Source organism: Streptomyces sp. NPDC007863 (genome assembly GCF_040633895.1).
Lineage (GTDB): Bacteria > Actinomycetota > Actinomycetes > Streptomycetales > Streptomycetaceae > Streptomyces.
This window is the reverse complement of the sequence record NZ_JBEYEI010000002.1, coordinates 397,068-409,660: the sequence shown is the minus strand read 5'-3', so window position 1 is coordinate 409,660 and position 12,593 is coordinate 397,068. Positions and strand designations below refer to the sequence as shown.

The window sequence follows — 12,593 nt, the reverse complement described above, 5'->3', positions numbered from 1 at the left end:
GGGCGGTCCGGTACCTCTTGCACTCGGGCCGATCATCCGTACGACCGGGAGGTTCTCCGTGCCCTTCACCCTGAGCCACGCCGCCGCCGTCCTGCCGGGGCTGCGGCGGGACGGGACCGCGCGGGGTCCGCTCGTCGCCTCCGCCCTCGTCGCCGGCAGCTTCTCCCCCGACCTCACCTACTTCGCGGCGACGGTGGCGCCCGGGGCGATGGCCTTCGGGGACGTGACCCACTCCCCCGTCGGGATCGTCACCGTCGACGTGCTGATCACCGCCGCCCTGGTGGGGCTGTGGCTGACGGTCCGTGAGCCGCTGGTGGGGCTGCTGCCGGAGCGGTGGCGCGGCCGGGTGTACGGGGTGGTGCGCGGCCGGCCGTGGCGGGAGCGGCGGCCGGCCGGGCTCGTCGCCTGGTTCGCCGTCTCGGCGGTGCTCGGCGCGGTCACCCACGTCGTCTGGGACGCCTTCACCCACCTCGACCGGTGGGGGACGCGGGCGGTCCCCTTCCTGGCGGAGGTGGTGGCCGGCTTCCCGGTCTATCTGTACGCGCAGTACGGCGGTTCGGCGCTGGCGCTCGTCCTGCTCGGCTGGTTCACGGCCCGGGCGCTGCGGTCGGTGCCGGCCGGGGAGGCGCCCGCCGCGGTGCCGGGGCCGGGGCGGCGGGAGCGGCGGGCGGCGCTGCTGCTGATCGGGGCGTGCGTGCTCGCCGGGATCGCGCACCGGGTGCTGCGGTGGGCGGCGTACTGGGGCTGGGGCCGGATCGAGACCCCGCTCGACATCATCCCGACCGCCTGCTTCGGGGCGGGCGCGGGGCTCGTCGCGGGGCTGCTGCTGTACGGGACGGCGGCCCGGCTGCGAGGGCGGCGAGCGGCCCCGGCCCCTGTCCCCGGTCCGGGAGCGGGAACGGCGGGAGAGCCGGCGGGCCGTACGGCGCGCTCCCGTCCGGGCGTTCGCTGATCCCGGAGGCGGGGGTGCGGCCGCGGGCGGCGGCCGTGCCGGAGAGGCGGCGGTGGACGGCGAGGGCGACGCCCTCCAGGGTGCGGACCCCGTAGCCCATCGAGGCGTTGTCGTGGCTGAGCAGGGCCATCCGGTAGTCGGTGGCCGCCGCGGCGGAGCCCGTGCCGCGGACGACGCCGACGCTGTGCACCCGCCAGCCGTGGGTGGAGCGGGGCAGCCAGCCGTTCTTGAGGTGGACCCTGACCGTGCGGGGCGCGCCGGCGGTGACGCCCCAGGCCTGGCTCGCGACGACCTGGCCCATGAGGGTGAGGGCCTGGGGGCGGCGGGAGACGGCGGCGAGCAGGGCGAGCTGGTCGCGGGCGGTGGTGCGGGTGAGGCCCCAGTAGCGGTCGGGGCCGAGGACCGTGTCCCGCGCGCCGGCCTCGCGCAGCACCCGGTCGAGGCGGGCGCGGGAGAGCCCCTGCCAGAGCGCGCCGGCGGCGTCGTTGTCGGAGCGGGTGATCATCGCCTCGAGCCGCTGGGACTCCAGGGCCGTGGGTTCCCTGCCGAGTTCCTCCGCGCGGCCGAGGACGGCCTGCATGATGAGGACCTTGGCGACGCTGGCGGAGTCGTAGAGCCGGGTGTCGTCGAGCCCGCAGCGCAGGCCGCGTACGGGGTCGTGGAGGGCGACGCCGACGGTGCTGTCGCGCCCGTCGAGGGCGGCGGCGAGGTCCTGGGAGAGCCGGGCGGCGAGCGCGGGCTCCCGGGTGGAGACGCAGGCGGCGGGCGCCCGCCGGTCCTCGGCGGGCAGGGCGGCTCCGGTGGCCCCGAGCAGGGCGCCGAGGAGGGCCCAGACGGGCGGCCTGCGGCGACGGGTCGTGATCATGCCTCCCAGTCTCGGGAGCGCTCCGCCCGCCCCGCTCCCGGACTGCTCCACCCGGCGCACACGCCGGTGGCCGCACCCCTCGGGGAGGCGCGGCCACCGGCGGAGCGGTACGGGATCAGTGCGCGGCGGAGTCCCAGTCCGGGCCGACGCCGACGGAGACGTCGAGCGGGGCGCGGAGGTCGGCGGCGGCCGACATCTGCTCGCGGACCAGGGCCTCGACGCGCTCGCGCTCGCCGGGGGCGATCTCCAGGACGATTTCGTCGTGGACCTGGAGGAGCATCCGGGAGGCGAGGCCGGCCTCGGTGAGGGCCTGGTCGACCTTGAGCATGGCGACCTTGACGATGTCGGCGGCGGTGCCCTGGATCGGGGCGTTGAGCGCCATCCGCTCGGCGGCCTCGCGGCGCTGGCGGTTGTCGCTGTTGAGGTCCGGGAGGTAGCGGCGGCGGCCGAGCATGGTCTCGGTGTAGCCGGTGGCGCGGGCCTCGTCGACGACCCGGCGCAGATAGTCCCGCACCCCGCCGAAGCGCTCGAAGTAGGTGTCCATCAGGCCGCGGGCCTCGCCCGGGTCGATGTTCAGCTGCTGGGAGAGGCCGAAGGCGGAGAGGCCGTAGGCCAGGCCGTACGACATGGCCTTGATCTTGCGGCGCATCTCGGCGTCGACCTCGGACCGCTCGACGCCGAAGACCTGGGAGGCGACGGTGGTGTGCAGGTCCTCGCCGGAGGTGAAGGCCTCGATGAGGCCCTCGTCCTCGGAGAGGTGGGCCATGACGCGCAGCTCGATCTGGCTGTAGTCGGCGGTCATGAGGGACTCGAAGCCCTCGCCGACGACGAAGCCGTGCCGGATGGCGCGGCCCTCGTCCGTCCGCACCGGCACGTTCTGCAGGTTGGGGTCGGTGGAGGAGAGGCGGCCGGTGGCGGCGACGGTCTGGCTGAAGGTGGTGTGGATCCGGCCGTCGGCGGCGACGGTCTTGATCAGACCCTCGACGGTGGACCGGAGCCGGGCCTGCTCGCGGTGGCGGAGCATGATCACCGGCAGTTCGTGCTCGGTCTGGCCGGCCAGCCAGGCGAGCGCGTCGGCGTCGGTGGTGTAGCCGGTCTTGGTCTTCTTGGTCTTCGGGAGGTTGAGCTCGCCGAAGAAGACCTCCTGGAGCTGCTTGGGCGAGCCGAGGTTGAACTCGTGGCCGACGGAGGCGTGGGCCTCCTTGACGGCCTGCTGCACGGCCCCGGCGAACTGCTGCTCCATCGCCTCCAGGTGGTCGCGGTCGGCGGCGATGCCGTGCCGCTCCAGGCGGGCGAGGAGGACGGAGGTGGGCAGTTCGACGTCGTACAGCAGCGCGCGGGCGCCGACCTCGTCGAGCTTGGACTCGAAGGCGGCCCCGAGGTCGAGGACGGCGCGGGCCTGGGTCATCAGGGCCTCGGCCTCGGCGTGGTCCTCGGCGCCGAAGGCGAGCTGCCCCTCGGTGGCGGCGGCCGGGGCGAGCTCGCGGCCGAGGTACTCCAGGGAGAGGGCGTCAAGGGCGAAGGAGCGGCGGCCGGGCTTGACGAGATAGGCGGCGAGCGCGGTGTCCATGGTGACGCCGGCGACGCTCCAGCCGTGCTCGGGGAAGACCCGCATCGCGCCCTTGGCGTTGTGCAGGACCTTCGGGCGCTCCGGGTCGGCGATCCAGGCGGCCCAGGCCCGCTCGTCGGCCTCGTCGAGCTCGCTCGGGTCGAACCAGGCGGCGTCCCCGCCGGCGCCGGCCAGGGCGACCTCGGAGACGGAGCCGGTGCCGAGGGCCCAGGTGTCGACGGTGGCGACGCCGAGGGGCTCCTCGCCGTGGGCGGCCAGCCAGGGGGCGAGCTCGCCGGAGCCCAGGACGGTGAAGTCGAGCTCGACGCCGGGGGCGGGGGCCGGCTCGGCCTCCTCGGCGGCACCGGGGTCGACGGCGAGGAGCCGCTCGCGCAGCGAGGGGTTGCGGATCTCCAGGGTGTCGAGGACCAGTGCGACGGCCTTGCGGTCGTACGGCTCGCGGGCGAGGTCGGCGACGGTCTTCGGCAGCTCGACGTCCCGGACCATCTCGGTGAGGACGCGGTTGAGCTTGACGGACTCCAGGTGGTCCCGGAAGTTCTGCCCGGCCTTGCCCTTGACCTCCTCGGCGCGCTCGACCAGCTCGGCGAAGGAGCCGAACTGGTTGATCCACTTGGCGGCGGTCTTCTCGCCGACGCCGGGGATGCCCGGGAGGTTGTCGGACGGGTCGCCGCGCAGGGCGGCGAAGTCCGGGTACTGGGAGGGGGTGAGGCCGTACTTCTCCTGGACCTTCTCCGGGGTGAAGCGGGTCAGCTCGGAGACGCCCTTGGTGGGGTAGAGCACGGTGGTGTGCTCGGTGACCAGCTGGAAGGAGTCCCGGTCGCCGGTGACGATGAGGACCTCGAAGCCCGCGGCCTCGGCCTGGGTGGCGAGGGTGGCGATGATGTCGTCGGCCTCGAAGCCGTCGACGGCGAACCGCGGCGCGTTCATGGCGTCGAGGAGCTCGCCGATCAGCTCGACCTGCCCCTTGAACTCGTCGGGGGTCTTGGAGCGGTTCGCCTTGTACTCGGGGAACTCCTCGGACCGCCAGGTCTTGCGGGAGACGTCGAAGGCGACCGCGAAGTGCGTGGGCGCCTCGTCGCGCAGGGTGTTCGCCAGCATCGACGCGAAGCCGTAGATCGCGTTCGTCGGCTGCCCCGTCACGGTCGTGAAGTTCTCCGCGGGCAGCGCGAAGAACGCCCGGTACGCGAGCGAGTGCCCGTCCATGAGGAGCAGGCGGGGGCGGGTGTCTGCGGGGTTCTTCGATGCTGTCTGGGCCACACGACGATCCTGCCACGGACCGCCGACAATCCCCTCCACACCGGCCGGGGTGCCGGACTGTCGGTGCCGCGTGACAGGATCGGAGGCGTACGACGCAGGATGATCGCTCAAGGGAGAGCGCGATGGTCAGCAAGCCGCCGGCCGGCGACCCGGTCCAGGACGCACCGCAGGTCACGCCGCCGCAGCACGCCGCCGCCGGTCTGCCCGCGATCGGGCACACCCTGCGGATCGCCCAGGAGCAGATGGGCGCCGTGCGCACCGCGCGCACCCTCCTCAAGGTCAACCAGAAGGACGGCTTCGACTGTCCCGGCTGCGCCTGGCCCGAGGGCGACAAGCGGCACCTCGCGGAGTTCTGCGAGAACGGCGCGAAGGCGGTCGCCGAGGAGGCGACGCTGCGGCGGGTGACGCCGGAGTTCTTCGCCGCGCACCCGGTGGCGGAGCTGGCGGAGCGGAGCGGCTACTGGCTGGGGCAGCAGGGCCGGATCACCCGGCCCATGTATCTGCCCGAGGGCGCCGACCGCTACGAGCCGGTGACCTGGGAGCGGGCCTTCGCGATCCTCGCGGAGGAGCTGACCGCGCTCTCCTCCCCCGACGAGGCGCTCTTCTACACCTCGGGCCGCACCAGCAACGAGGCCGCGTTCCTGCTCCAGCTCTTCGCCCGCGAGTTCGGCACGAACAACCTCCCGGACTGCTCGAACATGTGCCACGAGTCCTCCGGCTCGGCGCTGACCGAGACGATCGGCATCGGCAAGGGCAGCGTCTCCCTGGAGGACCTGCACCGGGCGGACCTGATCGTCGTGGCGGGGCAGAACCCGGGCACGAACCACCCGCGGATGCTGTCGGCGCTGGAGAAGGCGAAGGCGGCCGGGGCGCGGATCATCTCGGTGAACCCGCTGCCGGAGGCGGGCCTGGAGCGGTTCAAGAACCCGCAGACCCCGCAGGGCATGCTGCGCGGGGCGGCGCTCACCGACCTCTTCCTCCAGATCCGGATCGGCGGCGACCAGGCCCTCTTCCGGCTCCTGAACAAGCTGGTCCTCCAGACGCCCGGGGCGGTCGACGAGGAGTTCGTACGGGAGCACACCCACGGCTTCGAGGAGTTCGCGGCGGCCGCCGGGGAGGCCGACTGGGCGGAGACGCTCGCGGCGACCGGGCTGTCCCGCGCGGAGATCGAGCGGGCCCTGGAGATGGTGCTGGCCTCGGAGCGGACGATCGTCTGCTGGGCGATGGGCCTGACCCAGCACAAGCACTCCGTGCCGACCATCCGCGAGGTGGTCAACCTGCTGCTGCTCCGCGGGAACATCGGCCGGCCCGGCGCGGGCGTCTGCCCAGTGCGCGGGCATTCGAACGTGCAGGGCGACCGGACGATGGGCATCTTCGAGCGCCCGGCGCCGGCCTTCCTGGACGCGCTGGACAAGGAGTTCGGGATCGTCTCGCCGCGCCACCACGGCTTCGACGTGGTGCGCTCGATCCAGGCGCTGCGGGACGGCGAGGCGAAGGTCTTCTTCGCCATGGGCGGGAACTTCGTCGGCGCCACCCCGGACACCGAGGTGACCGAGGCGGCGATGCGCAGGGCCCGGCTGACGGTGCACGTGTCGACGAAGCTGAACCGCTCGCACGCCGTGACCGGCACCCGGGCGCTGATCCTGCCGACGCTGGGCCGCACGGACAAGGACGTGCAGAGGAGCGGGCGCCAGTTCGTGACGGTCGAGGACTCGATGGGCCAGGTGCACGCCTCGCGCGGCAACCTGCCGCCGGCGAGCCCGCATCTGCTCTCCGAGCCGGCGATCGTGGCCCGGATGGCGCGGGCGGTGCTCGGCGAGGCGTCGAGGACGCCGTGGGAGGAGTTCGAGGCGGACTACGCGGCGGTCCGGGACCGGATCGCGCGCGTGGTGCCCGGCTTCGAGGGCTTCAACGCGCGGCTCGCGGCGGACCCCGGCGGTTTCGCGCTGCCGCACGCGCCCCGGGACGAGCGGCGCTTCCCGACGAAGACCGGCAAGGCGAACTTCACGGCGGCGCCGGTGGAGTACCCGAGGGTGCCGGAGGGCCGGCTGCTGCTGCAGACGCTCCGCTCGCACGACCAGTACAACACCACGATCTACGGTCTGGACGACCGCTACCGGGGGATCAGGGGCGGCCGCCGGGTGGTCCTGGTGCACCCCGAGGACGCGGCGGCGCTCGGCCTCGCCGACGGGGCGTACGCGGACCTGGTGAGCGAGTGGACGGACGGGAGCGAGCGGCGGGCGCCCGGTTTCCGGGTGGTGCACTACCCGACGGCCCGGGGCTGCGCGGCGGCCTACTACCCGGAGACGAACGTGCTGGTGCCGCTGGAGTCGACGGCCGACATCAGCAACACCCCCGCGAGCAAGTCCGTGATCGTGCGTCTGGAAGAATCACCGCAGCCGTCCGCCTAAGCGCTTGCTCAGCCAGCCGGGCGACGGAAGGATCAGCCGTACGACGACGAACGGAGCCGGGCCATGGGTGAGCAGCAGCACGTGAAGTTCCCGCAGGAGATCATCGACGAGTACGCCGCGCTCGGCGTGGATCTGCCGGCGCTGTTCTCGGCGGGGCACCTGGGGAACCGGATGGGCGTCCAGATCCTGGAGGCCTCGGCGGAGAAGGTCGTCGGCACGATGCCGGTGGAGGGCAACACCCAGCCGTACGGGCTGCTGCACGGCGGCGCCTCGGCGGTGCTCGCGGAGACCCTGGGCTCGGTGGGCTCGATGCTGCACGGCGGCTCGTCGAAGATCGCGGTGGGCGTGGACCTGAACTGCACGCACCACCGGGGCGCGCGCAGCGGTCTGGTGACCGGCGTGGCGACCCCGGTGCACCGCGGGCGGTCGACGGCGACGTACGAGATCGTCATCAGCGACGAGGAGGGGCGCCGGGTCTGCTCGGCCCGCCTCACCTGCATGCTGCGGGAGATCGGCCCGCTGGACGCGGGCAACCTGCCGCAGGAGGGGAAGCTCGCCTGAGCCTGAGCCTGAGCCCGGACAGGGCCGGGCGGACAGCCTGTTTCGCCGGAGGGGGCGGTACGCGAAGCGCGTACCGCCCCCTCCGGCGTACGCGCGAGGGATGCGGGCAGCATCTTCGGTACATGCCCGACGGATCCGGGCACTTCGCGGGAAACCCCGGGCGCATGACCCACCCGCGCCGATTCCCTCCCACGGTCACCCTCCGCGCCCCAACTCCTTTACCCCCACGCCTCTTTCACGCCAGTCACTCCCAACTCCCCATCCTCGTAGATACGTTCGAGAGGGGCGGGTTCCAGCCGAAGGAAGAGTAACCGACCGACCTTTCGGGAGGCGGTTTTCGTCACGCTGGGTGATCATCAACAGGGGATGTCGAAAGGACGCCGAGGCTTGACATCCGTCCGCTCAGTTCGGGCGCAGTGTCCGATATCCGGAGACCCACCAAAGATTCACGTAAGCACCAAGATTCCCTCAAGCCCCTTAGCGGAACTGCACGTTCTCACGATGTGAACACCGGGCCACGGACCGCAATGCCCGGATTTCGCCTGACCTCTCAGCCTCGCTCCGCCCGTCGGCATAACAAGACAGTCACATCCTTCCCTCGCCGCTCCCCGACCCTCCCCACCTGCGCTTAGAGTCACCGCCAGTCACCGCGCCACCGGGGCGGGACCGCCTGCACGGCCACGTACCACCACGCAGTACGGCCCGGCATTCACTTACGGCACCTCTTGCTCCGCAGCTCCACGGCACCGCCTCGGCAGAGGGGGCCGCGCCTGGGAAAGGACCCTTCGTGCGAAACCGTTCGTTGCTCATACTCACCACCGCGGTCACCGCGGGAGCGCTCACCCTCACCGCCTGCGGTTCCCGCGACGACAAGGGCGGCGACAGCTCGGGCGAGGGCGGCGGCGTCACCGTCACCATCGGTCTGGACTCCCCGCTCACCGGTGAGCTCTCGGCCCTCGGCCTCGGCATCAAGAACTCGGCCGACCTCGCGGTCAAGACGGCCAACAAGAAGCAGTACGTCAAGGGCGTCACCTTCAAGCTGGAGACCCTGGACGACCAGGCCCAGCCCTCCGCCGGCCAGCAGAACGCCACCAAGCTGGTCGCCGACAAGACCGTCCTCGGCGTGGTCGGCCCGCTGAACTCCGGCGTCGCCGAGTCGATGCAGAAGGTCTTCGACGACGCCAAGCTGGCGCAGATCTCCCCGGCCAACACCAACCCGGCGCTCTCCCAGGGCCCGAACTGGGCCTCCGGCGACAAGAAGCGCGGCTACAAGTCGTACTTCCGCACCGCCACCACGGACGCCATCCAGGGCCCGTTCGCCGCCCAGTACGTCTTCAACGACGCCAAGAAGACCAAGGCGTTCATCATCGACGACAAGAAGACCTACGGCGCCGGCCTCGCGGGCACCTTCAAGGGCGAGTTCGAGAAGCTCGGCGGCAAGGTCGTCGGCACCCAGCACATCGACCCCGACACCAAGGACTTCTCCGCGGTCGCCACCCAGGTCAAGAGCTCCGGCGCGGACGTCGTCTACTTCGGTGGCGAGTACCCGGCCGCCGGCCCGCTGGCCAAGCAGATCAAGGAGGCCGGCGCCAAGGTCACCCTCGTCGGCGGTGACGCGCTCTTCAGCCCCGAGTACGTGAAGCTCGCCGGTGCCGCCGCGGCCGAGGGCGACTTCGCCACCTCCGTCGGCGCCCCGATCGAGACCCTCGCCTCCGCCAAGGAGTTCCTGGCCAACTACAAGGCCGAGAACTACAAGGAGGCCTACGAGGCCTACGGCGGCTACTCCTACGACTCGACCTGGGCGCTCATCGAGGCGGTCAAGAAGGTCGTCGACGGCAACGGCGGCAAGCTCCCCGAGGACGCCCGCGCCAAGGTCGTCGAGGCCGTCCAGGGCGTCTCCTTCGACGGTGTGACCGGCAAGGTCGCCTTCGACGAGTTCGGTGACACCACCAACAAGCAGCTGACCGTCTACCAGGTCAAGAACGGCGCCCACACGCCGGTCAAGTCCGACACCTTCGGCGAGTGACCGAGGCCTTCGGCGGCTGATCCTCAGCTCCACCCCACTCAGCACCACCCAGCACCACACAGCACCACCCAGCACCACTCAGCACGATCTTTCACCGCGCGGGGGGCCGCACACCACAGGCACCCCGCGCGGTGTCATATCCGTCGAAAGTCTCGGAGGACAATGCGGTGAACGAACTGCCGCAGCAGCTGGTCAACGGCCTGCTACTGGGATCCATGTACGGGCTGGTCGCCGTCGGCTACACGATGGTCTACGGCATCGTCCAGCTCATCAACTTCGCCCACGGCGAGATCTTCATGACCGGCGGCTTCGGGGCCCTGACGGTCTGGCTCATCCTGCCCGGCGGCACCAGCATGTGGGTCGCACTGCCCCTCATGATCATCGGTGCCGTGATCGTCGCGACGACCATAGCCGTCGGAGCGGAACGTTTCGCCTACCGTCCGCTACGCGGCGGCCCGCGTCTCGCCCCGCTCATCACGGCCATCGGCCTCTCGCTCGCCCTGCAGTACGCGGTCTGGGTCTGGTACCCGGAGGCGAAGTCCGCCCGGACCTTCCCGCAGATCCCCGGCGGCCCGATCGAGCTCGGCCCGGTCACCATCCAGACCGGTGACGTCTTCCTGGTGATCGCGGCCCCGATCTGCATGGCCTTCCTCGCCTTCTTCGTCATGCGCACCCGCACCGGGCGCGGCATGCAGGCCACGGCGCAGGACCCGGACACCGCGAAGCTCATGGGCGTCAACACCGACCGCATCATCGTGATCGCGTTCGCCCTCGGCGCCGTCTTCGCCGCCGTCGGTGCCGTCGCGTACGGCCTCAAGTACGGCGTCGTCGACTACAAGATGGGCTTCCTCCTCGGACTCAAGGCGTTCACCGCCGCCGTCCTCGGCGGCATCGGCAACATCTACGGCGCCATGATCGGCGGCCTCGTCCTCGGCGTCGCCGAGACCATGGCCACCGCCTACGTCGACCAGATCCCCGGTATGGAGCAGCTCGGCGGCCAGTCCTGGGCCAACGTCTGGGCCTTCGTACTCCTCATCGTCGTGCTCCTCGTCAGGCCCCAGGGTCTGCTCGGCGAGCGCGTCGCGGACAGGGCGTGAGCACCATGACCACCATCTCCGAGAACCCCCAGGCACCCGCCGCCGCGGAGACCGTGAAGACCGCCGACCGTGGTCTCATCGGCTTCCTTCCCGAGCGGGTGGCCCGCGCCGTCGTCCTCGGCGGCTCCGTCCTCACCGTCGCGAGCTGTTTCCTCGCCTGGACCTGGGACTCCAGCTTCCCGGGTGACCTCACCGTGTACGGCTACCCGGCCGGCCTCCAGCTCCAGGTGCTGGTGCTCGGTGTCCTGACCGCCCTCTTCACCCTCTCCTCGTACGGCGTCAAGGGCCTCGGCTGGCTGACGCCGGCCGGCGCCGACGGCGCGGTCAAGCTCGGCGCGCTGGCCTCCTTCGGCACCGCCTGGTTCACCGTCATCGCGATCAGCGTCGAGCTCGGCGGGCTGGTCAACCTGGAGCCCGGCGGCTTCGTCCTGGCGGTGGCCACCCTGGTCACCCTGCTGGCCGCGCTGGACCTGCCCTTCAAGCGTCCGGCCGTGCTGCCGGTCGACCCGGAGGACACCGGCTGGGACCAGTTCAAGCACCGGGCCGGCAACGGCTGGGCCTCCTTCCGGGCGTCCTTCTCCGCCCCCCGCCCGGTGAAGAAGCTCCCGCCGCTGCCCTCCGCCGTGGAGATCCTGATCATCGCGGGTGTCCTCGCGGTGGCGCTCGGCGTCTTCACCTACGGCATCGGCACCGAGTACGACCAGCTCTTCCTCGGCTTCCTGATCACGGCCGGTCTCGGCTTCGCCGCGGTCGGCGCCTCCGGTCTGCTCAAGCAGGCCACGCAGCTCACGGCGAAGCACCAGAACCTGTCGATCGCGGGCGCGTTCATCGCCGCGGCGCTGTTCCCCTTCACCCAGACCGACGACCAGTACGCGACGCTCGGCGTCTACATCCTGATCTTCGCCACGGTGGCCCTGGGCCTGAACATCGTCGTCGGCCTCGCGGGTCTGCTCGACCTCGGTTACGTCGCCTTCCTCGGCGTCGGCGCCTATGCGGCGGCCCTCGTCTCGGGCGCCCCGACCTCGCCGTTCGGCGTGCACTTCCCCTTCTGGGCGGCGATCCTGGTCGGCGCCGCGGCCTCGGTGGTCTTCGGCGTCCTGATCGGCGCCCCGACCCTGCGGCTGCGCGGCGACTACCTCGCCATCGTGACGCTCGGCTTCGGTGAGATCTTCCGCATCACGGTGATGAACACGGACGGCACCTCCGGCCCGGACATCACCAACGGCTCCAACGGCATCGCGTCCATCCCGAACCTGAACCTCTTCGGGTTCGACTTCGGCCAGGCGCACAGCATCGCCGGCTTCACCATCGGCCGCTTCGCCAACTACTTCTTCCTGATGCTGCTGATCACGGCGGTCGTCGTGCTGGTCTTCCGGCGCTCCGGCGACTCCCGCATCGGCCGCGCCTGGGTGGCGATCCGCGAGGACGAGACCGCCGCGCTCGCGATGGGCATCAACGGCTTCCGGGTGAAGCTGGTCGCCTTCGCGCTCGGCGCCGGTCTGGCCGGTCTCGCCGGTACGGTGCAGGCCCACGTCACGTACACGGTGACCCCGGAGCAGTACCTCTTCGCCGGTCCCATCCCGCCCAACTCCGCCTTCCTGCTCGCGGCCGTCGTCCTCGGCGGCATGGGCACGATGAGCGGCCCGCTGGTCGGCGCGGCCCTGCTCTTCCTCATCCCGAACAAGCTCCAGTTCATGGGCGAGTACCAGCTCTTCGCCTTCGGCGTCGCGCTCGTCCTGATCATGCGCTTCCGTCCGGAGGGCATCGTCGCCGACAAGCGGCGTCAGCTGGAGTTCCACGAGCACGACGAGCAGCCGGCGCCGGACGCTACGCCCGCCAAGGCAGGTGCCTGAA

General features: G+C 71.6%; 7 protein-coding genes and 1 pseudogene. 6 read left to right on the top strand and 2 right to left on the bottom strand.

Translation table 11 applies throughout. From position 1 onward, the window contains the following. Nucleotides 1-58 precede the first annotated feature (58 nt). On the top strand, nucleotides 59-952 hold the full coding sequence (locus ABZ621_RS04460) for a DUF4184 family protein (protein WP_360600570.1): 894 nt from the start codon (nucleotides 59-61) through the stop codon (nucleotides 950-952). A gap of 169 nt (nucleotides 953-1,121) precedes the next feature. On the opposite strand, the pseudogene ABZ621_RS04455 reads toward ABZ621_RS04460, so the two are convergent. Both ABZ621_RS04455 and polA read right to left on the bottom strand, forming a co-directional pair. After that, a pseudogene (locus ABZ621_RS04455) lies at nucleotides 1,122-1,457 on the bottom strand (serine hydrolase); the annotation flags it as partial. A gap of 475 nt (nucleotides 1,458-1,932) precedes the next feature. Beyond that, complete coding sequence (polA, locus tag ABZ621_RS04450; RefSeq protein WP_360600568.1) at nucleotides 1,933-4,644, bottom strand: DNA polymerase I; 2,712 nt, start codon at nucleotides 4,642-4,644, stop codon at nucleotides 1,933-1,935. 122 nt (nucleotides 4,645-4,766) lie between these two features. Here polA and ABZ621_RS04445 point away from each other — a divergent pair, with 122 nt between their 5' ends. From ABZ621_RS04445 to ABZ621_RS04425, 5 genes are all read left to right on the top strand, one after another. After that, nucleotides 4,767-7,055, top strand: a complete 2,289-nt coding sequence (locus ABZ621_RS04445) for an FdhF/YdeP family oxidoreductase (protein ID WP_360600566.1) — start codon at nucleotides 4,767-4,769, stop codon at nucleotides 7,053-7,055. A gap of 63 nt (nucleotides 7,056-7,118) precedes the next feature. Continuing rightward, a complete protein-coding gene (locus ABZ621_RS04440) occupies nucleotides 7,119-7,616 on the top strand; it encodes a hotdog fold thioesterase (protein WP_360600564.1) in 498 nt (165 codons plus the stop codon). 787 nt (nucleotides 7,617-8,403) lie between these two features. Continuing rightward, nucleotides 8,404-9,642 carry a branched-chain amino acid ABC transporter substrate-binding protein gene (locus ABZ621_RS04435; protein ID WP_360600562.1) on the top strand — a complete coding sequence of 413 codons (1,239 nt, stop codon included), beginning with the start codon at nucleotides 8,404-8,406 and terminating at the stop codon, nucleotides 9,640-9,642. Between the two features lie 167 nt (nucleotides 9,643-9,809). Continuing rightward, nucleotides 9,810-10,739, top strand: a complete 930-nt coding sequence (locus tag ABZ621_RS04430; protein ID WP_360600560.1) for a branched-chain amino acid ABC transporter permease — start codon at nucleotides 9,810-9,812, stop codon at nucleotides 10,737-10,739. 5 nt (nucleotides 10,740-10,744) lie between these two features. Then, nucleotides 10,745-12,592 (top strand): branched-chain amino acid ABC transporter permease, encoded by a 1,848-nt coding sequence (locus ABZ621_RS04425; RefSeq protein ID WP_360600558.1) that lies wholly within the window; start codon nucleotides 10,745-10,747, stop codon nucleotides 12,590-12,592. The last annotated feature ends 1 nt before the right edge of the window (nucleotide 12,593 follow it).

What these genes read in the sequence shown, in the direction of transcription:
- ABZ621_RS04445 (WP_360600566.1), top strand. Translation starts at nt 4,767, where the DNA reads ATGGTCAGCAAGCCGCCGGCCGGCGACCCGGTCCAGGACGCACCGCAG.
- ABZ621_RS04425 (WP_360600558.1), top strand. Translation starts at nt 10,745, where the DNA reads ATGACCACCATCTCCGAGAACCCCCAGGCACCCGCCGCCGCGGAGACC.
- ABZ621_RS04440 (WP_360600564.1), top strand. Translation starts at nt 7,119, where the DNA reads ATGGGTGAGCAGCAGCACGTGAAGTTCCCGCAGGAGATCATCGACGAG.